At 58.7% G+C, this 18192-nt stretch carries 20 protein-coding genes; 7 read left to right on the top strand and 13 right to left on the bottom strand.

What is annotated here, in order from left to right:
* Positions 1–4 precede the first annotated feature (4 nt).
* Positions 5–1216, top strand: a complete 1212-nt coding sequence (locus tag WBG04_RS20480) for a NupC/NupG family nucleoside CNT transporter (protein ID WP_424316586.1) — start codon at positions 5–7, stop codon at positions 1214–1216.
* A gap of 8 nt (positions 1217–1224) precedes the next feature.
* Here the strand turns inward: WBG04_RS20480 and WBG04_RS20475 are convergent, their stop codons facing one another.
* Positions 1225–2091: a hypothetical protein gene (locus tag WBG04_RS20475; RefSeq protein WP_424316585.1), complete on the bottom strand. Its 867-nt coding sequence runs from the start codon at positions 2089–2091 to the stop codon at positions 1225–1227.
* A gap of 477 nt (positions 2092–2568) precedes the next feature.
* Between WBG04_RS20475 and WBG04_RS20470 the strand changes: the two genes are divergently transcribed.
* Complete coding sequence (locus WBG04_RS20470) at positions 2569–4494, top strand: DUF1549 domain-containing protein (protein ID WP_424316584.1); 1926 nt, start codon at positions 2569–2571, stop codon at positions 4492–4494.
* Positions 4495–4517: 23 nt separating this feature from the next.
* The gene (locus WBG04_RS20465; protein ID WP_424316583.1) at positions 4518–5807 is read left to right on the top strand and encodes a DUF1501 domain-containing protein; all 1290 of its coding nucleotides are present in this window, start codon (positions 4518–4520) and stop codon (positions 5805–5807) included.
* Between the two features lie 59 nt (positions 5808–5866).
* On the opposite strand, the gene lptB is transcribed toward WBG04_RS20465, so the two are convergent.
* The 6 genes from lptB to nadA all read right to left on the bottom strand — a co-directional run bounded on the left by lptB (position 5867) and on the right by nadA (position 11346).
* A complete protein-coding gene (gene lptB, locus WBG04_RS20460; protein WP_424316582.1) occupies positions 5867–6607 on the bottom strand; it encodes an LPS export ABC transporter ATP-binding protein in 741 nt (246 codons plus the stop codon).
* 19 nt (positions 6608–6626) lie between these two features.
* Positions 6627–7961, bottom strand: coding sequence for a hypothetical protein (locus tag WBG04_RS20455; RefSeq protein ID WP_424316581.1), 1335 nt, complete (start codon positions 7959–7961; stop codon positions 6627–6629).
* Positions 7958–8782, bottom strand: a complete 825-nt coding sequence (gene kdsA / locus WBG04_RS20450) for a 3-deoxy-8-phosphooctulonate synthase (RefSeq protein ID WP_424316580.1) — start codon at positions 8780–8782, stop codon at positions 7958–7960. Before kdsA ends, WBG04_RS20455 begins: the two co-directional genes overlap by 4 nt.
* An 18-nt stretch (positions 8783–8800) precedes the next feature.
* A complete protein-coding gene (locus WBG04_RS20445) occupies positions 8801–9052 on the bottom strand; it encodes a DUF1844 domain-containing protein (RefSeq protein ID WP_424316579.1) in 252 nt (83 codons plus the stop codon).
* A 58-nt stretch (positions 9053–9110) separates the two neighbouring features.
* On the bottom strand, positions 9111–10106 hold the full coding sequence (gene moaA / locus WBG04_RS20440; protein ID WP_424316578.1) for a GTP 3',8-cyclase MoaA: 996 nt from the start codon (positions 10104–10106) through the stop codon (positions 9111–9113).
* Positions 10107–10407: 301 nt separating this feature from the next.
* Positions 10408–11346, bottom strand: coding sequence for a quinolinate synthase NadA (gene nadA / locus WBG04_RS20435; RefSeq protein ID WP_424316577.1), 939 nt, complete (start codon positions 11344–11346; stop codon positions 10408–10410).
* 110 nt (positions 11347–11456) lie between these two features.
* On the opposite strand from nadA, the gene WBG04_RS20430 reads away from it, so the two are divergent.
* Positions 11457–12335, top strand: coding sequence for an alpha/beta hydrolase (locus tag WBG04_RS20430; protein ID WP_424316576.1), 879 nt, complete (start codon positions 11457–11459; stop codon positions 12333–12335).
* 214 nt (positions 12336–12549) lie between these two features.
* Positions 12550–12897 (top strand): MarR family transcriptional regulator, encoded by a 348-nt coding sequence (locus WBG04_RS20425; RefSeq protein WP_424316575.1) that lies wholly within the window; start codon positions 12550–12552, stop codon positions 12895–12897.
* Positions 12898–12905: 8 nt separating this feature from the next.
* Here the strand turns inward: WBG04_RS20425 and WBG04_RS20420 are convergent, their stop codons facing one another.
* The 3 genes from WBG04_RS20420 to WBG04_RS20410 all read right to left on the bottom strand — a co-directional run bounded on the left by WBG04_RS20420 (position 12906) and on the right by WBG04_RS20410 (position 14880).
* Positions 12906–13220 (bottom strand): hypothetical protein, encoded by a 315-nt coding sequence (locus WBG04_RS20420; RefSeq protein WP_424316574.1) that lies wholly within the window; start codon positions 13218–13220, stop codon positions 12906–12908.
* 130 nt (positions 13221–13350) lie between these two features.
* Positions 13351–13947 carry a bactofilin family protein gene (locus tag WBG04_RS20415; protein ID WP_424316573.1) on the bottom strand — a complete coding sequence of 199 codons (597 nt, stop codon included), beginning with the start codon at positions 13945–13947 and terminating at the stop codon, positions 13351–13353.
* Between the two features lie 51 nt (positions 13948–13998).
* Positions 13999–14880, bottom strand: a complete 882-nt coding sequence (locus tag WBG04_RS20410) for a tetratricopeptide repeat protein (protein WP_424316572.1) — start codon at positions 14878–14880, stop codon at positions 13999–14001.
* Positions 14881–14998: 118 nt separating this feature from the next.
* On the opposite strand from WBG04_RS20410, the gene lpxB reads away from it, so the two are divergent.
* Positions 14999–16123 (top strand): lipid-A-disaccharide synthase, encoded by a 1125-nt coding sequence (gene lpxB, locus WBG04_RS20405; protein ID WP_424316571.1) that lies wholly within the window; start codon positions 14999–15001, stop codon positions 16121–16123.
* Between the two features lie 41 nt (positions 16124–16164).
* On the opposite strand, the gene WBG04_RS20400 is transcribed toward lpxB, so the two are convergent.
* Together WBG04_RS20400 and WBG04_RS20395 are read right to left on the bottom strand one after the other, a co-directional pair.
* The gene (locus tag WBG04_RS20400) at positions 16165–16350 is read right to left on the bottom strand and encodes a hypothetical protein (RefSeq protein ID WP_424316570.1); all 186 of its coding nucleotides are present in this window, start codon (positions 16348–16350) and stop codon (positions 16165–16167) included.
* Between the two features lie 16 nt (positions 16351–16366).
* A complete protein-coding gene (locus WBG04_RS20395; RefSeq protein ID WP_424316569.1) occupies positions 16367–17011 on the bottom strand; it encodes a RibD family protein in 645 nt (214 codons plus the stop codon).
* A 39-nt stretch (positions 17012–17050) separates the two neighbouring features.
* Between WBG04_RS20395 and WBG04_RS20390 the strand changes: the two genes are divergently transcribed.
* Entirely contained in the window at positions 17051–17419 is a 369-nt protein-coding gene (locus WBG04_RS20390) for a glutaredoxin family protein (protein WP_424316568.1), read from the top strand.
* Positions 17420–17443: 24 nt separating this feature from the next.
* Here the strand turns inward: WBG04_RS20390 and WBG04_RS20385 are convergent, their stop codons facing one another.
* Positions 17444–18091 (bottom strand): ankyrin repeat domain-containing protein, encoded by a 648-nt coding sequence (locus WBG04_RS20385; RefSeq protein WP_424316567.1) that lies wholly within the window; start codon positions 18089–18091, stop codon positions 17444–17446.
* Positions 18092–18192: the final 101 nt, after the last annotated feature.

The raw sequence follows: 18192 nt of genomic DNA, 5'->3' as shown, positions 1-18192 counted from the left end.
GGAGATGGTAGCGATCCTCGGAATTTTCCTCCTCCTGCTTGTCGCATTCGGCATGTCCCGCAAGCGTTCGGCGATCCGCTGGCGGACCGTGGGTCTGGCATTCATGTTGCAAGTGTTGATCGGCGCTCTGGTCTTCTACGCGCCGTGGGGAAGAGCGGGCTTGCAGTGGGTTTCGGCGAAAGTGTCGGCGGTGATCTCCGCGGGGAATGAAGGGATTGCCTTTGTTTTTGGTCCTTTGGTTGACGCGGAATCAATCGGCTTCGTCTTCGCGTTCAAAGTCTTGCCGGTGATCATTTTCTTCTCATCGCTGATCGCGGTGCTCTATCACTTGAAGGTGATGCAGGTGATCATCGCGGTGCTCGGTGGTGCGCTGCGCAAGTTGCTGGGCACCAGTCGGGCGGAATCCCTTTCGGCAGCGGCGAATATTTTCGTCGGTCAGACGGAAGCGCCCTTGGTTGTCAAACCCTACATCGCCAGCATGACCCGCTCGGAGCTTTTTGCCGTGATGTGTGGTGGCTTGGCCAGTGTGGCGGGATCGATTCTCGCGGGCTATGTCGGGCTGGGTGCCGAATTGAAATACCTGATCGCGGCCTCGTTCATGGCAGCTCCTGGCGGGCTCCTATTTGCGAAGATCCTTGTGCCCGAAACTGAGAAGCCTTCGGAGGTGACCCTCGATTGGAGTGAGGGTGACGACAAGCCGGTCAACGTCCTCGATGCGGCTGCTTTGGGTGCCGGCAGCGGCATGAAGCTGGCGCTGAACGTCGGGGCGATGTTGCTCGCGTTCATTGGCTTGATCGCGCTTCTGAATCTGATGCTGGGTGGCATCGGTTCCTGGTTTCAGCGACCGGATCTGACGCTGCAGCAGATCCTTGGTGCGGCCTTTGCGCCACTTGCTTGGGCGATCGGGATCCCATGGAGCGAGGCGCAGCAAGGAGGGAGTTTGATTGGCCAGAAACTGGTGCTGAACGAGTTCGTCGCCTACGGGCAGTTCAGGGAGTGGAAGGAACTGATGGCTCCGCGGACTCAGGCGATCGTCACCGTCGCCCTGTGCGGCTTCGCCAATTTGTCGTCAATCGCGATCCTGCTCGGCGGCTTGGGCGGCATGGCACCCAGCCGACGGGGCGAGATTGCCCGCTTTGGTTTGCTGGCGGTGATGGCCGGGAGCTTTTCGAATCTCATGAGCGCGGCGATCGCCGGCTTGTTCTGGGTCGCTTGATTTGGAGATCAACGAGGTCGGCGGCGATTCATCATCAGCAGGCTGAGACTGCCCAGAAGCATGATGCTCGACCCTGCTTCGGGGACCGAAATGAGCGGAGTGCCTTCGACTCTCAGGCTGATGATCGATTGATTGGTCTGACTGTTCTCGGAGTTGACCCAAAAGATCACGCTGTCGTCGGGAGCGTAGTCCGTTCCACCCCAATTGTCGGATTCGGCCTGAGTGAACCAGCTGTTGACTAGCGCGATGATCGCGTTGGAATCGTTCTGCTGTTGAGTGAGGCCAATATTATTACGGATGTAGTAATTCCCGCTTTCTGATGACACGCTGGGATTAGCATCGTAGAGCACTTCCCAGATGCCAGCCTGCAAGGAAGCGCCTCCAAGTTCGCCGGCAGCGCGGGCATCGTCATAGAAGGTCTCGATCATGTAAGCGGCCCGCTTGAGGCTTCCGGAGATGTAGAAATTCACGCCGTCGGCTTGGAAGCGGGAGTTTGCCGCGGCGAAGGAAAGGGGCTGATAGTCGAAGGTATCGGAGAGACTGGAGGAGGTCAGGAAGGGCGTTTCGGAGTCGATGCAGAAGCCGACGAATCCTCTGGCTCCGCCGTAGAGGCCGTCTCCGTCCATGCTTGCCATGCCCCTGGCGCCTGGTGCCGCATCGGAAAGGATGCCCGGTTCGGTCGGAATGAGTGCCATTTCCCCGATGTAGCCGGAGTAGTTACTGCCACCGAGATGGTCGAAAACGGTGCCACCGAAGAGGGCGGCGTTGACGTCCGTGGAGTCACCCTGGGCGCTCCAGAAGTTGACGGTCTGGGCCGCGTCTGAGATTGAATTTAGAGTAAGAAGGATGGCGACGAAATTCGTTCGGATAGACATTGGCGAAACAGGTGGGACTACCCTTCCAATCGCCAAAATAGCTTCGTATTCGCAGATATTTTTAAAAACTTAAAAGTCTGGATACCCTTTAGTCTTTCCGATTTGGAAGCCTTGTTTGACTCCGGAAGGTGATCGTCGTTTCCTTCGGCTCGCAGGCTACGCGAGGCTGGAATTCTAAGTAGTTGATTTTGAGTAGGTCGCGGGATTTGTCGGCGCTGGCGTCGGGACGAGAGGGAATGCCGCTCCTGCTACGGGTTGGATGAGTGGCTGGCGGTGGAGGAGAGGTTCATGGGAACCAGGTAGCTTGGGCCGGGTATGAGGTGAAAAAGTTTGAAAGGATGCTAAGATTTCGATGGTTATCTCTGTTTACCCATCAATCCCGCCTCAGTTTTTACCGATCGCCCCGCGATCGCGTATTTCGGGGTCTGAAATTGACCGTCGAACCCACTACTCCTACGTTTCGGAAATTTAGTATTTATGAAAAACCTCTGCGCAAGCTATCTCGCGACGTCGATGCTGCTGCTGACCAGCGGCCCGGTCTTCTCCGCCGAGTCGGCGAACAAGGCCGATAATCCGGAATTTGTCCGCAAGGCGGCCTTGAAGATCGATACCTACGTGGCCGGATGGTATCGGCAGAAGAAGCTGCCGGTGCCGGATGTGACCGACGATGCGACTTTCCTGAGGCGGGCATTTCTCGTGGGGATCGGACGGGTGCCGACTGCGGAAGAGGGACTGTTTTTTCTGGAAATTGATGATGAGAACAAGCGGACCGAACTGATCGACTATCTGCTCAATTCCCCGGGCTACGCGAGCCACATGACGAACTGGATGTTCGATCTGTTGCGGATCACGGATGAGATGGACGATGTGTATTCCGGGCGGAATCCCTACCGTGCCTGGGCAGCTGATGCCGTCGCCGAAAACATGAGGTGGGATGAATTGACCACCAAACTGCTGAGTACTTCGGGTTCGTTGTGGAAGGAGGATCAGGCGGCGGTGGGCTACTACCTGCGCGACAAGGGGATGCCATTGGATAACCTGGCGAATTCGATGCAGATTTTTCTCGGCACCCAGATGGAGTGTGCGCAATGCCATGACGATCCTTTTGGCGAGACCGAGCGGCATGATTTCTATGAGCTTGCCGCCTTTACCGAAGGACAGAATTACGTGCCCTTGGCGGGCAAGATAAGACCCCTGTTCGACGAATCGCGTTTGGAGGAAAACCGCGGAAAACCAAAAAGCGCGGTGATCGACATGATCCGTTATCAGATTCTCGAGCAGACCTTGGTGGGCGGTGGCTCGGGGCGCATCAAGCTGCCGATGGATTACCAGTACCGCGATGCGCAGCCCGGGGAGTTGATCGGCGGGCGCACACCGTTCGGAAAGACGGTGCGGATGTCGGACCGAAGCTCAAGTGACGACGGCCGTAAAAAGCTTGCCGAGTGGGTCACGACGAAAACCGAGGGACAGTTCGAAGCAGTCATGGCCAATCGCCTGTGGCAGCGCGTCATGGGTCGCGGGATCTACGAACCGATCAGCGAGTATGTGCCTGCGAAGGATACGAACCTGCCCGGCTTGATGAACTATCTCACCGAGTTGATGGTCGAACTGGATTACGATCTCAAGACCTTCCAGAAGATTCTGCTGAACACGAAGACCTTTCAGTTCGTGCCGAATCCGAATCCGGCGAAAGTGCAGAATGGAGATGACTTCCACGGCCGGCAGCTGACCCGACTTTCAGCCGAGCAAATTTGGGATTCGCTGATCACTCTGGCGGGAGGAAACCCGGATAAGAAACCGAGAAGGACTCTCGATGATCGCGCCCATACGCGCCAGGCGGGGATCATTCCCGGAAAAACGATGGCCCAGATCACGGATGAGGTACTCAAATTGAAGACGACTGCCGAACTCGACGCGTATTGCGATGAGCTCACCGCGCTTCTTGGAGGTAGCGGCAAGCGGAAAAAGGGTGGAGACGATTCGATGATGATGACCCAGGAAATAAGAAGCTATGGCAAGGGAGCCCAGGTTCGCGCGTCCGAGCTGCCGAGCCCGGCACCGAATGACCACCTCCTTTTCCTCTTTGGCCAGTCTGTTCGGGATACGGTCAACGGAGCCAATACCGAGCCCAATGTCGGGCAGGTGCTTACCTTGATGAATGGTTTCGTCCAGGATCAGCTGGTGAATAATCCGAACGCCCACATCTACAAGAGCCTTGAGGGCGCTTCCAGTCCGACCGAGAAGGTCCGGCGTCTCTATGTTGGCATTCTCAGTCGCCCGCCAAGTGACGAGGAAATGTCATGGATGATGGACGAAGTGAAGATCTCCGGTGATACCGACGATGCCTATCGCAATATCCTTTCCGCACTCGTGATGTCGTCCGAATTCCTGTTTCTTCAATAAAACCCACACCCTAAGAAAAGATCATGAAAAAGTCAGAAGCCAACCGCTTGAACGAACTGGATCGCCGGAAGTTCATGTCCTATGCTGCCAAGTGCTATCTTGGGGTGAACCTCTTTCCGATGCTCGGATCGAGTGTCGGCAGCGCCGCGGAAATCTCCGGTGCGAAAGCCAAACGGGTGATTTATCTCTACATGGGTGGTGGCATGAGCCATGTCGATACCTTCGACCCCAAACCGAAGAAGAAGGACGTCATGGGCGAGACCGAGGCCATCGCGACCAGCGCGGATGGTATCCAGATCGGTCATTATTTGCCGAAGACCGCCAAGGTGATGGACAAGGTGTGTGTCGTGAATTCGATGACCTCGAATCAAGGGGCGCACGAGCAAGGGACTTATGTCATGCGGACCAGCTATCCGCCTCGTGGAACCATTACTCATCCGACTCTCGGTGCCTGGACCCTGAAACTTGCCGGTCGCCTGAATCCTGACATTCCGGGCTACGTTGCCATCAATGGCGGCGGTGGTGGCGGCGGATTTTTTGGGGCCAAGTATGGGGCCGCTCCGATCGGCAATGCCTCACAAGGGCTCAAGGACAGCCGCAAGCCGGGTGCGGTCGGGGATGATGATTTCGAGCGCCGTCTTTCGCTGGCGGACCGCCTGAACAAGCAATTCCACGAGCGCTATGAAAACTCCGAGGTCAAAGGTTACGAGGAGCTTTATTCCGAAGCCGTCCGCTTGATGAGCAGCGAAGACCTGAAGGCCTTCAATATCGGAGGTGAGACGGATGCCGCCCGGAAGCATTACGGCAGCGGCCGCTTTGCCCAAGGCTGCATGCTGGCACGCCGGCTGGTTGAGCACGATGTGCGCTTCGTCGAGGTCTATCTTGGTGGATGGGATACCCACTACGACAACTTTGCAGGAGTCGAAGCTCGCTGTGCGGAGTTTGATGCTGGCTACTCGGCCCTCATTTCCGATCTCGCAGCGCGTGACTTGCTCAAGGATACACTTGTGGTGGTGGCGACCGAGTTTGGACGTACTCCCGAAATCAAGGCCGAGCACAACAACGGCCGTGATCACCATCCTTCCGCGTTCACTTGTTTGTTGGCGGGTGGTGGTGTCAAGGGGGGCTTCAAGTACGGTGAAACCGATGCAAGCGCGTCAAGGATCAAGGCGAACCCGGTACCAGTTCAGGACTTCAATGCGACCATCGCTCACGCGCTCGGCGTGCCCCATGATCTTGTAATCATGTCGCCAACCAAGCGGCCCTTCAGGATGGCGGACAAGGGATCTCCGATCAAGGATGTCTTTGCCTGATTGGCCGTGCCTTTCTAAGCTCGGTGTTTGGAAAAGCGCTCCCGCGAGGGGGCGCTTTTTTACATCCTGAAGTCCTCGCCGAGATAGTGCTTCCGCGCGATGGGGTCGTTGACGAGTTTGTCCGACGGTCCTTCGAGAATCACTTTGCCATCGTGGATCAGGAAGGCGCGATCGACGATGGAGAGGGTTTCCCGGACGGAGTGGTCGGTGATGAGGATCGCGAGGCCATCGCGTTGGCGGAGCTCTCGAACAATGCGCTGAATGTCTTCGACCGCAATGGGGTCGATGCCGGCAAAAGGCTCATCAAGCATCAGCAGCTTGGGTTCGGTGCAAAGAGTCCGGGCGATGGCGAGGCGTCTTTTCTCTCCGCCGGAGAGGGTGATGGCAGTGGACTTCCGGACCTTGGTGATCTTGAAACGTTCAAGCAGGCTTTCGGCCCGTTCGAGACGTTGTTTCCGGTTGAGATCCTTGCGCGTTTCGAGCACCGCGAGGAGGTTGTCGAGCACGCTGAGTTTGCGGAATACGGACTCCTCTTGGGGGAGGTAGCCGAGGCCAAGGCGGGCACGACGGTGCATGGGCAGGCTGGAAATATCCTGAGAACTGAAGCGGACAGTGCCGGCGTCGGGCGGGACGAGTCCCGCAATCATGTAAAAGGATGTGGTCTTTCCTGCTCCGTTGGGACCCAGCAATCCGACGATTTCGCCGGGGGCGACGCTCAGCGTGACGTTGTCGACCACGGCGCGCCCGCTGTAGCACTTGCGCAGGCCTTCAGCGACGAGCAGGGGGTCGGGGATCGGCATCGGGGTAACCATCGACGTACTATTTCTTCTCTTTGAGTTTCACGAGGCCTTCAGTCTTTCCGAAAGTCTCGCCGTCGCCGGTATTCACGTTCATCCGGATGTAGCCATTGGGATCCACGACCTGACCGCTGACCGAGTCTGAGATAATCCAGGGCTGGCCGCCGCGAATGATGACTTCGTTGGTTTTGAAGTCGTAGACGATCTGTCGACCCGAGGCCTTGGCGCTCTTGTCACCGGGGTCGGTTTTGATTTTCTCGATGACAATGGTTCCCGTCGCCACGATTTTTGAAGGGTCACCGAAACTCGATCCTCCGAGGAGCTTGCCGGCTTCTTCTTCGTCGATCTTTTCTGGTTCGGAGTTGCCGGCCTTGTCCTTCTTCTTATCGAAGAAGACCTTCACTTCATCGGCACCATCGAGAGTGAATTCGGGGTGCCTCGCTTTGACGTTCTTGAGGAAGACGAGAAGGGCATTCTCCGAGTCGAAGTAGATGCCATCGTCGGCACTGAAGGTGGCGAGTTGTTTGCCGGAAGGGAATTCGGGGTCGGGGACTTTCGCGCTGAGGTCGGGAATCTTGCCTTTGGGCACGTCGACGGCCGCTTTCGTGAGGAACTCTCCGAGGGTCTCGTCGGCCTGTTTGGACTGAGCGTCCGACTTTTCGAGGCTCTCGGCGGCTTCTTTGGCAGCGGCAGCGGCGTCGTCCTCTACCGATGCGGCAAGGTTGTTGAGACCGATCAGTTGTTTCTCGCTGAGCTTACCTGGCTCTTCAGCCTGGGTGCCAGCGGCGGCGGCGATCATGGCTCCGGCGACGACTGAGCGAGTCTTGGATGAGGATTTCATGGCACTTTGGTTCTCGATCAGAGTTTTTGCTTCGGCGGGGCCATTGAGGAAACCGCGCGACCCCTTGAGGTCATAAACGAGTCCGCTGCCGTTTAAATTCAATTCGTCGGAAACGAGTGAAACGGGATCGGTCGAGCGGAGGATCTTTTGGTCTTCGAGATGGGCGGAGACGAGGTCGATCCTGCCCTTGGGGCTGCGGTCGGGATTGTAGAAATCGATGCGCAGCGTCTCGGCATTGACCAATCCCCGGTTGACCATGGTCAGTTTGGCGGCGCGCACCACGGAGGTCAGTCGACGGGATTCGTCGTACTGCGGCATCATCACCCCTTGGAGGACGCTGCCTTCGATCAGCATTTCCATGGCCGGGAGGCCTTCGTCGTCCTCTTCCTCCTTGTCGAGGGGATTGATGATCTGACTACTCGCAATGGCCACCATGCCGAAGGAGAACGCCGCCAACCAAAGGCTGGAACGATGGGCATGGGCTGGAGAGGCGGATTTCACAAGGAGTGTGATCAAGCACCGTGGGCGGCGTGATGGACGGCAACCAGATTCACGATGAGATCTTCGAGAAATTCGAGGGGGATTTGGTTTGGTCCATCGGAAAATGCGTTGGCAGGATCCGAATGGGTTTCCATGAAGAGTCCGTCCAACCCGGTGGCGACGGCGGCGCGAGCGAGCACCGGCGCCAGTTCGCCATCGCCGCCGGTGGTGCCGCCAAGACCGCCGGGTCGTTGGACCGAGTGGGTGGCGTCGAAGATGACGGGAATGCCTTCCTTGCGGATCCAGTAGAGGGAGCGCATGTCGGCGACGAGATTGTTGTAGCCGAAAGTGGTGCCTCGCTCGGTGATGAAGAAGGCGTGGCAATCGAAGGAGCGGAGCTTGTCGGCGATATTCACCGTATCCCAAGGTGCCAGGAACTGGCCTTTCTTGACGTTGACGGCGCGGCCGGTCTTGGAGGCGGCTTCCAGCAGGTCGGTCTGGCGGCAAAGAAAGGCGGGGATCTGCAGCAGGTCGACGTATTCCGAAGCGATTTCGGCTTGTTCGGCGGTGTGGACGTCGGTGGTAACCGGCACGCCCAGCTCTTTGCCGATGGCGCCGAGGATCCGGCAACCTTCCTCGACACCGGGGCCGCGGAAGGAGCCGACCGAAGTCCGGTTGGCTTTGTCGTAGGATGCCTTGAAAATGAAGGGGATGCCGGTGTTGTCCGCGATCTCCTTCACCGAACGGGCCATTTCCCAGGCGAACTCCTCGGACTCGAGGGCGCAGGGACCGAGAATGAAGACGGGAAGCGGTCCGCCAACCGGGACGGAGCCGATTTGAAAGGGTTCGAAGTGCATGGCGTGGAGAGGAAGGGATCAGGTTGATGCCTTTTCGTACAAGGGCTGGAGGTTGGCAAGGGCGGTCGAGAGCAGCCTTTCTTCTTCAGCGGTCAGGTTGCCTTCGGTCTTGATCTCGAGCATTTCGAGGGAATCGATGACCGATTTGGCGGCACGTAGATTGACTTGCTTCTCGCCGGTGGCGGGATTGGGGAGTTGGCCGAGGAAAAACCCGGCGTTTTGCGCCTGGAGGAGGACGAAGTCATTGAACCGGGGATCGGCGGAGGGCATGGGAGGAAGAGACCAGATTCAGGAGGTCTGAGACCAGACTGAAATGTGCGGGATCGAATTAGCCGCCAAGATAACTCATTTCAGCCTTGGGTCGGTCCGATTGGCCACGCTCTTCGGAATAACGGTCGGTGCGAGCGGACCAAAGGGAGGCGACCGCTTGTTGGAGCTCGGTGTCCTGATCGAGACGGCGGATCATTTGCCGGATGTCATGTCCTTCGGCGGCAAAGAGGCAGGTGAAGAGTTTGCCCTCGGCCGAGAGGCGGAGGCGGCTGCATCCACGACAGAATGGCTGGCTGACCGAGGCGATGATGCCGATTTCAGCGGAGCCATCGGCGTGCTGCCAGCGTCTGGCCGTCTCGCCGGAGTGCGTGGGTGGAAGTGAGCTGAGGGGGAATTCGCTTTCGAGGACGCTCAGGATCTCGGCGGCGGGGACGACCTGCTCCATTTGCCAGGCGTTCGATTCGCCAACGTCCATGAACTCGATGAAGCGGAGGGTGAGTTGGTTCTCTTTGGCCCAGCGGGCGAGCGGGAGGATTTCCTGTTCGTTGACGCCACGCTGGACGACGGCATTGACCTTGACGGGCAGGCCGTAGGTCTGGGCGGCGCGGATGCCGGCGAGGACGCGGTCGACTTTGGCACCGATACCATTCATGTGAGCAAAGATGGCGGGGTCGAGGGCGTCGAGGCTGACGGTGACGCGTTTGAGCCCGGCGAGCGCGAGGGCCTCGGCATGATGGGCGAGGAGAACACCGTTGGTTGTTAGAGCGATGTCTTCGATACCTTCGATGGCGGCGAGCATGCCAATGAGGTCATCGAGTCCACGCCGGAGCAAGGGTTCGCCGCCGGTGAGGCGGAGCTTGCTGACGCCGAGAGGGACGAGCGCTCGGGCGATGCGTTCGATTTCCTCGAAGCGGAGAATCTCGTCCTTGGGAAGGAAGGCGTAGTTTGGACCGAAAACCTCCGACGGCATGCAGTAGCGGCAGCGGAAATTGCAGCGGTCGGTCACCGAGATGCGGAGGTCACGGAGAGGGCGCTGGAGTTGGTCGGTGGTCATGGTGGAGTGGCGCTTTCCCAAGCGCCATGAGTGGGCAAGGCGGCTTTCAGGCGCGCGTTTGCCTCGAACGTGGGCTCCATAACCTATTTTCACTCGATCTCAATCCGTGGTATCGGTTCTTTTGGAGCGTCGTGGACCGTGGACTGCGTGCAGCCCGCTGCCGCTGTCCGTGTGACAGCCCTGCTGTCCATGGCGACGAATCGGTGGTAGCCCGGTTCGCAGCAGGGCTGCATTGCCCAACAGCGGCAGCAGGCTGCACGCAGTCCACGGCCTCTGGCAGAGGAGCGGGTTCGGGAATACCTTACTTTGACTGCTCGAGCATCTTGAGCAACGGAGCTTCGGCGCGCTTGCGGATATCTTCGGGGAGCTCGACTTGCGGGCTCAGGTTCAGGAGGCAGTCGTGCAGCTTGGCGAGGGTGTTCATCTTCATGTAGCGGCAGTCGGCGCAGGCACAATGGTCGGTCGGGCCGGGGATCAGGTTCTTGTCCGGGGCCTCCTTGCGCAGGCGGTTGAGCATCCCGCTTTCGGTGACGACGATGATGTTCTTCACCGGCGCTTCCTGACAGTAAGTCACCATTTTTTCCGTCGAGCAGACCTCGTCGGCGAGCAGTCGAACCGCCTGCGTGCACTCGGGGTGAGCCACCACGAGGGCGTCGGGATACTCGGCCTTGATCTTGTTGATCGATTCACGGGTGAACTCGACGTGGACGTAGCAGTTGCCTTTCCAGAGATCCATCTTGCGGCCGGTCTGTTCCATCACCCAGGCGCCGAGGTTTTCATCGGGGACGAAGAGGATGGGTCGATCGGCGGGTGCCTTGTTGACGATCTTGACCGCGTTGCCCGAGGTGCAGATGACATCGCAGAGCGACTTCACGTGGGCCGAGCAGTTGATGTAGGCAATGACGTAGTAGTTCTTCTCCGCGTTGTTGTTGAGAAAGGCTTCGAGCTCGGGGCCGGGGCAGCTTTGTTCGAGCGAGCAGCCGGCGTCCTTGTCGGGGAGGACGACCGTCTTGCTGGGGTTCACGATCTTGGCGGTTTCCGCCATGAAATGGACGCCGCAGAAGCAGATCACATCGGCGTCGGTGTCCTTGGCCTGATACGCGAGACCGAGGGAATCTCCCACGTAGTCGGCGATGTCCTGAATGTCGCCAGTCTGGTAGTTGTGCGCGAGAATGATGGCGTTTCTTTCCTTCTTGAGCTGAAGGATGGCTTCCTTGAGGTCCAGGGCGGCGGTCGGCATGCAAGGAATGTCGGACGCTGAGCCTGGAATGTCGAACGAGGAATGATCGTGATTGATGAGGAATTGTGGCAGGGATGAAGGAATCGGGCGGAGGGTCCCGTTTACCCCGGATGCTCAAGCAATGGTTCGGAGGGTGGTTGGTGTTTTTTTGCCTGATTTCGGTGGTTTTCGGCGGGACGGAGTATGCGCTGGGGCCGGACTCTCGGAAAAAGTCCGGTGTGCCCGAGGGGAAGGTGACCCGCCATGAGTGGAAGTCGGAGATCTATCCGGGAACGATCCGTGAGTATTTCGTCTACGTTCCGGCCCAGTATGATGGCAAGTCCGCGGCGGCGGTGATGGTGTTTCAGGATGGCCACGCCTTCGTGAAAGAGGACCAGGGATATCGCGTGCCGGTGGTGTTCGATAATTTGATCCACGAAGGCAAAATGCCGGTGACAGTGGCGATCATGATCAATCCGGGGGTGTTTGGTGACAAGTTGAGTGGACCTCAGGGATGGGATAAGCCGAAGGAAATGCGAAGCAATCGCAGCGTGGAATACGATACGCCGGATGGACGGTATGCGGAATTTCTCGAGGAGGAGATCCTTCCGGAGGTCGGCAAGTGGCTGGATCTAACAGATGATCCGGAGATGCGCGCGATCTGCGGAGACAGTTCAGGGGGAGTCTGTGCGTTTACGGTGGCGTGGGAGCGTCCTGACCTGTTCCGGAAGGTGGTGAGTCATATCGGCAGCTTCACCAACATCCGGGGGGCTTATCATTATCCCTATCTCATTCGGAAGTCCGAGAAGAAGCCGCTACGCGTGTTCCTTCAGGATGGTTCGGGTGATCTGGATAATGTCCATGGCAGCTGGTGGTTGGCGAACCAGCAGATGGAAGCGGCCTTGAAGTTCGCCGGCTGGGACTACAAGGCGGTCTGGGGTGATGGCGGGCACAACGGTCAGCACGCGGGTTCCATTTTTCCTCAAACGCTTTCGTGGCTCTGGAGGTAGAGGCTTTTCGGAGGAAAAAATGACGACCAACGCCATGCTGGCCCCATTGTCGGAAAAACTCCGAGGCCAGCATGGGCCCTCCAGGGGGGTTAGAGGCTGTGTCAAGAGCAGCCCTGTTTGACAGGGCCAGGAGAGTCTTACTAGGATGGGGAGGGAAGGGGAAGGACGGGTGCTTCTCCGCACCTATTGGAGGGTCATCAGCCAACCGCAAACCATGCACGAGAAGCAATCCGTCGAGCACCTGGCCGTCGAGCACGCCGCGAGATGCTACCAAGTACTGGCGAAGCACCTACCAGTAACGACAACATTGGCAGAGCTGATCGTTTTGACAGAGATCGCCAAGGGTGCCTACTCAGGCGCTCCGGTCACGGTGAGTGACATCGTTCGCAGCAGTGGGATCAGTCGCTGGGCGGTCAGTCGGATTGTGATTCGCTACACGGAAGGGGGAGCGATTCTTGAAACGAAGGACCCGGCGGACAGCCGACGGAATTTGCTGACTTGGACGCCTCAGACTTTCAAGAATTCCAGCAAGTGGGCGTCTGACTGGGCGGCGCTGATGTGAGGCGTAACCTACTCGCTTTGGTCGAATCGGGATTCTGCTTCGACGGAGAGGACGATGTAGTGTTTGGCCCGCCGACCGAGGGCCTTGATCAAATCATCACGGCTTGGCGATGGGCCGTCGCTATGAATGATGAAGTACCGTTGATTTGCCTTAGGTGCGTCCTCGCGGGGTAGGATCTTGACTTCGGTGACGAGAGGAAGCTTCTCCCAGATGCGTTGCATGGCGAGTTGGCGGGTGCGGCAGCCGGCACCGTCGACAAGTGCCCGGCAGCTGTCCGCGAAGCAGCCTGTGGCAAGCATCAGCAGAATCGCAATTTCCTTCATCGTTCCAAGCTAGGCTGGAACGGCGAAGGTGCCAGTCCGAGATTCTGGTTTTGGGATTCCAGGCTCCAAAAAAATCGCGACCCAGCCGATGGGCGGGGTCGCGTGGAGAGTCGGAAATTCCGTGCTAAGTTCAGGATTTGATTCCGGCGAGGTTGCCTTGCTGGCCGCCGCTCTTTTGACTGTCCTGCTGGCCCTTGTTCCCTTCGTTCGAGGGCTTTTGCGGGGACGAGGAGGCAGCGGCAGGGGTTGACGGCGTGCCGACCGTCGACTTACCGACGAAGATGGCACCCGCTTCGATCGAAAGGGTCTTGGCCTTGATGTCGCCGACGACTTCGGCACTGGCCTTGAGTTCGACGCGGTCACTGACGGTCATGTTGCCGTGAACCTTGCCGTAGACGACGACGGTGGCGGTTTTGATCTCGGCCTTGAGGCGGGCGTTTTCCCCGACCGTCAGATTGCCGTCCGAGCTGATTTCGCCCTCGATCTTGCCGTCGACGACGAGGTCGTTGGTGAACTTGACCGAGCCTTTGATATCGACGTCGGAGCTGAGAACGTTGCGCGAGGCCGAAGGGGGCCGTTGCTGTTGGGGCGCGGGGCTCTGCGGTGCCGCGCTGGCTGGAGCGGGACTGCTTGTAGCAGCCGCAGGTGCTGCCGGTGCCGGGGCGGGAGCTGGGGTGGAACTCTCGGGCTCTTCAGCGGGCTTCTGCCCGATGACTTTTCGAAACATGTTGTTGCTCACGGTACTGGAATCAGGTGGTTACTCGGGCCAAAGTCAAATTCATTTGTCGCTGTCAGGCGAGGACTCTTTTTCCTCAATGGGAGATTCTTCGTCGGCTTCGGCGGGGGCGTCTGTTTCCGGCACAGAAATTTCCGGAGTCGGCGGGGGCGCTACTGCATCTGGCATGCCAAGAGAAAGGGGGCCGCCTGGATTGGTCGGAAGCTTGGTCGGATCGAGGTCGAAGTTGCCGACGTCGCTCGTGTCGCTGGTGTCTTCTTCAGGAGCAGGAGGGTCGATTTCCACCGGCATCTTGAATTCGACGAACTGCATCGCTTTGCCCGCGGCATCGGCCAGCGGGTTTCCCGGATAGCCGTCGATGGCCCGGCTGAAGTAGTCCTTGGCTTTCTCGATATCGCCTTCGGACTTGGCGATCTGGCCGAGGGAAACGAGGGCGTAGGGTGCGTAAAATTCGGCTTGGGGGCGGTCGAGGATGTTTTGGAAGGCGGCTTTGGCTTCCTCGGTCTTCCCCTGACTGGAAAGCCGGGCGGCGAGTCGGGCGTAGGCGGGCGAGGTGGCCGGGTGCTCGGGATTGGCGGCGATTTCCGCCCTCAGGGTGGCGATGGCGGCGTCTTGTTCGCCTTGCTCCCACTGGAAATCGGAGAGCAGCACGGCGGCACTCGCGACGGAAGGGGTGCCTGGATGATTCGTCATGACCGCCTCGAGGGCAGCGGTATCGTCGGCGGCGACCAGGGCGTTGCCAGCGGTGAGATCGTTCCCTTCCCGGATGCCTTCCTTGACGACCCAAGCGGCCAAGCCGAGGGCGATGAGGATGCCGAGGACGATGAGCTTTTTCTGGTGGTTATCCAAAAAAGTTTCGAAGCCGGACGGCCCGTGGGATATTTCGGCAATGGGGCTGGAATCTGGGACGGTCTTTTCGGCCATAAGGTGAATCGCGTTGCGGGGGGCGATTAAGGAGCCGAGACCGGGGAAATCAATGACGAATTGACGGTTGATGACGGCGATTGATCCGCAGGGGGTTTCTGAACTAGCTTGTCCCCGGATGAGCGACTCCCTGTATGTCATTGCCGGAGAAATGAGTGGAGATGCCCACGCTGCCGGACTTTTGCGCGAACTGGTGGCGATGCGGCCGGAAATCCAGATCCATGGCGTGGGAGGCCCCAAGATGCAGGCCGTCGTCGGAGAGGGGATCCGTGACTGGCTCGATCAGTCGGCGGTGATGGGCATTGTCGAGGTCCTCAAGCACTACAAATGGTTCAAGGAGCGCTTTTACGAGATGCTCGACGAGGTGAAACGCTTGAAGCCTCAGGTGCTGTTGCTCGTCGATTACCCCGGCTTCAATTTCCGCTTTGCGGCGGCCGTGCGCAGGGAACTCCCGCAGACCAAGATCGTGCAGTATGTGTGTCCTCAGGTCTGGGCTTGGAAAAAGGGCCGGATTCCCAAGATGGTCGGACTCTTCGATGAGGTGCTTTGTCTGCTGCCATTCGAGCCGAAGATTTTCGATGGGACGGGCCTGAAAGTGAGCTTTGTCGGTCATCCGCTGGTGGACGAGTTGGAGGAAGAGCGGATCACCATCGAGCGCGACCCCAAGTTGGTGGCGTTGATGCCCGGGAGTCGCGAGGCGGAGGTGGAAAAGCTTTTCCCGATGATGCTGGACGCGGCCGAGCGACTGACCTCTTCCCACGAAGGCCTGCGTTTTGAAGTCCCCGCCGCGACCAAGCGTCTGCAGTGGCGGATGGAAGAGATGGTGAAGGGCAGGCGTCTTGAGGGGAGCCTTTCCATTCGTTCCGGGTCTGCCCATGAGTTGATGCAGCGAGCGACCTGCGGGGTGATCGCCAGTGGGACGGCGACGGTCGAGGCGGGCTACTATGGCATGCCTTACTGCCTCGTCTACAAGCTGGCCTGGCCGACCTACATGGTCGCGAAGGTGGTGGTGAAAATCAAAGACATCGGCTTGGTGAATATTCTGGCCGGTGAGCGAGTGGTCGAGGAGTTCGTGCAATCCGAGGCCGATCCGGTGCATGTTTCGCGCTCGCTGGGGCGCTTTCTTTCCGACCCCGAGCATGTCGCGAAAACCCGGGAAGCGATGCAGGAAGCCACCGCCAAATTGGGAGGAGTCGGAGCCCATCAGCGCGCGGCGGCCGCGGTTTCGGCGTGGTTTGGGTAGGCGACCGGACGTGTTCCGGCTTGCCTCCGCCGTGGGAGGCGCTAAACCCGCCGCAGATGAAAGCTTTTTACCTGCTCGCCGCCGGCCTGTTCCTTGCTGCCGTTTCTTGTGAGCGGCACAGTTGGGAGGAAACGAAGATCCTTCATGAGACTCACAGCGATGAGCATGCGGATCATGGTGAAGGCCATGAAGGTCACGATCACGCGGACCAAGAAGGTCACGATCATTGATTGGTGAGATCGTTCAGGCAGGGGCTTGATCCGGAACCTGGCGTTCTTTCCTGCGGTAGCTGAGAAAGCACTCGCCGAGTTCTTCACGCGGCTCGAAGTGGTGCAGCTCAAAGTGTCGCGAAGCCGGTAGGAAATCGCCAGGCAGGCCGGTGATGCCCGGTGCGTTTTTTCCGCCGAATAAACGGTGTCCGGCCCAGGTGAGGTGGATCTCATCAATCGCATCCATCTCGGCGAGTTCGTGGACGAGTTCTCCACCGCCTTCGCAGTGGAGGCGCTTGACACCGTGGCTTTGGCGAAGCGCATTCAAAAAATCTGTTAGAGACCCGAGATGGTAGGTCGTTTCCGGGACCTGCACCGCGACGGGCTTCGCTGAAAGGAGATGAATCTCTCCACCCTTCGAGTGAAACAGGGGATGGCTCGCGTCGAATTGGCCGCTGCGCGAAACGATGCAGCGCAAGGGATGATACGGGGTGATCATGGTCATTCGGTCGGCTTCCATCGTGCCGCGACCGACCATGATGGCGTCGGCACCTTCGCGCAGCTTTTTGAGTCGCTGCAAGTCCGCCTCCGAGGTCCAGCCCGAGGGCGTGTTTGCGACGGAGGTGATTTTGCCATCGGCGGAAATGGCGAAATTCACGGAAAGATAGGGGCGTTTCATGGAGCTTGCGATTGGGCCAAGTCAGGCTAGGTTCCGGCCATGAGCAATTCCAAACCTGAAATCACCGCTTATCTGAAGACTTTTTGCGGCTGGAGCGAAGGCGTCCGGGCCATCATGCGGAAGTATGAACTCGATTTTGAGGAGAAGGACATCATCAAGAATCCGGCCTTCCGCTGGGAGATGGAGCAGAAGAGCGGTCAGCCGCTTTCCCCCTGCGTGGTCGTCGATGGTAAAATGCTGGCCGACGTTTCCGGTGAGGAAGTGGAAGCTTACCTGATTGAAAATGGTCTGTTGGAAGCCAGCGAGAAGCCGGCGGACGCGCCGATTGACTCCGCCTGCACCGACGAGCAGCACGAGGCCATGGCGCGCGGCGAGCTTCCCGGAGCGAAGATCAAGTTCGTCGAGTGATCGGCGGTGAGGCCGGTGCCTCCGTCACTTCGAAAGCGCGTCGATCGCTGCCTGGTTTTTGTATTCCTTTGCGAGGTCGAAGGCAGTGACGTCTTGTTTTGATTTGATCGAAGGGTCGACGCCGGCAGCGAGTAGCACTTCGATCAGCTCAGCGCTGCCACCGGTGGCGGCTTCGTGAAGCGGTGTGCCACCGAGTTCGCTGAGAGTCATCGGATCGGCCCCACCCTTGAGAAGGGCCTTGGTTGTTTTGATCTGGTTCTTGGCGGCGGCGTGGTGGAGCGGCGTCCAGCCGGTTTTGTCGAGCTCGTTGGGTTTTGCCCCCGCCTTGATCAGGGGAAGGATGATCTTGTCGTTATTGCGGGTGACGGCCCAGTGGAGCGGGGTGCGCTTCGATGAGTCGATGCGATTCGGGTCCGCCTTGAGATCGATCAGGACGAGCGCGATCTCGGTCTGATTGCGGAGAATGGCGAGGTCGAGCGGTGAGCGGGTTTTTGGGTCGGCCGGGTTCAGGCAGCTTGGGTCAGCCGCGACGTGCCGTTTGACATCCTCGACATCTCCTTTGGCGATGGCGGTTGCGATGTCCTTGCGGGTGGGTGCTTTCTCGTCCTCTGCCTGGGCAGGCAAACAGAGTGCGACAAATACGATGGCGAAAAAGGGATGGAGCAGCTTCATGAAATTGTGGGGATTGACACGAATGATCGATGAATCAGGCGGGCTGGCCACAAAATTATAACCCAGGAATCGTCAAAGCACCTTTGGAGATTGACGTTTGC

Origin of the sequence: Haloferula sp. (genome assembly GCF_049672945.1) — a bacterium.
Lineage (GTDB): Bacteria > Verrucomicrobiota > Verrucomicrobiia > Verrucomicrobiales > Akkermansiaceae > Haloferula.
Note: the sequence above shows the minus strand (reverse complement) of the source record. Positions and strands in the feature narration are given on the sequence as shown.

Coding starts and splice junctions, on each gene's coding strand:
- lpxB (WP_424316571.1), top strand. CDS start 14,999: ATGAGCGACTCCCTGTATGTCATTGCCGGAGAAATGAGTGGAGATGCC.
- WBG04_RS20400 (WP_424316570.1), bottom strand. CDS start 16,350: ATGATCGTGACCTTCTTGGTCCGCGTGATCGTGACCTTCATGGCCTTC.
- WBG04_RS20415 (WP_424316573.1), bottom strand. CDS start 13,947: ATGTTTCGAAAAGTCATCGGGCAGAAGCCCGCTGAAGAGCCCGAGAGT.
- moaA (WP_424316578.1), bottom strand. CDS start 10,106: ATGACCACCGACCAACTCCAGCGCCCTCTCCGTGACCTCCGCATCTCG.
- WBG04_RS20470 (WP_424316584.1), top strand. CDS start 2,569: ATGAAAAACCTCTGCGCAAGCTATCTCGCGACGTCGATGCTGCTGCTG.
- nadA (WP_424316577.1), bottom strand. CDS start 11,346: ATGCCGACCGCCGCCCTGGACCTCAAGGAAGCCATCCTTCAGCTCAAG.
- WBG04_RS20420 (WP_424316574.1), bottom strand. CDS start 13,220: ATGAAGGAAATTGCGATTCTGCTGATGCTTGCCACAGGCTGCTTCGCG.
- WBG04_RS20445 (WP_424316579.1), bottom strand. CDS start 9,052: ATGCCCTCCGCCGATCCCCGGTTCAATGACTTCGTCCTCCTCCAGGCG.
- kdsA (WP_424316580.1), bottom strand. CDS start 8,782: ATGCACTTCGAACCCTTTCAAATCGGCTCCGTCCCGGTTGGCGGACCG.
- WBG04_RS20430 (WP_424316576.1), top strand. CDS start 11,457: ATGCTCAAGCAATGGTTCGGAGGGTGGTTGGTGTTTTTTTGCCTGATT.
- WBG04_RS20390 (WP_424316568.1), top strand. CDS start 17,051: ATGAGCAATTCCAAACCTGAAATCACCGCTTATCTGAAGACTTTTTGC.
- WBG04_RS20385 (WP_424316567.1), bottom strand. CDS start 18,091: ATGAAGCTGCTCCATCCCTTTTTCGCCATCGTATTTGTCGCACTCTGT.
- WBG04_RS20475 (WP_424316585.1), bottom strand. CDS start 2,091: ATGTCTATCCGAACGAATTTCGTCGCCATCCTTCTTACTCTAAATTCA.
- WBG04_RS20465 (WP_424316583.1), top strand. CDS start 4,518: ATGAAAAAGTCAGAAGCCAACCGCTTGAACGAACTGGATCGCCGGAAG.
- WBG04_RS20480 (WP_424316586.1), top strand. CDS start 5: ATGGTAGCGATCCTCGGAATTTTCCTCCTCCTGCTTGTCGCATTCGGC.
- lptB (WP_424316582.1), bottom strand. CDS start 6,607: ATGCCGATCCCCGACCCCCTGCTCGTCGCTGAAGGCCTGCGCAAGTGC.
- WBG04_RS20410 (WP_424316572.1), bottom strand. CDS start 14,880: ATGGCCGAAAAGACCGTCCCAGATTCCAGCCCCATTGCCGAAATATCC.
- WBG04_RS20425 (WP_424316575.1), top strand. CDS start 12,550: ATGCACGAGAAGCAATCCGTCGAGCACCTGGCCGTCGAGCACGCCGCG.
- WBG04_RS20395 (WP_424316569.1), bottom strand. CDS start 17,011: ATGAAACGCCCCTATCTTTCCGTGAATTTCGCCATTTCCGCCGATGGC.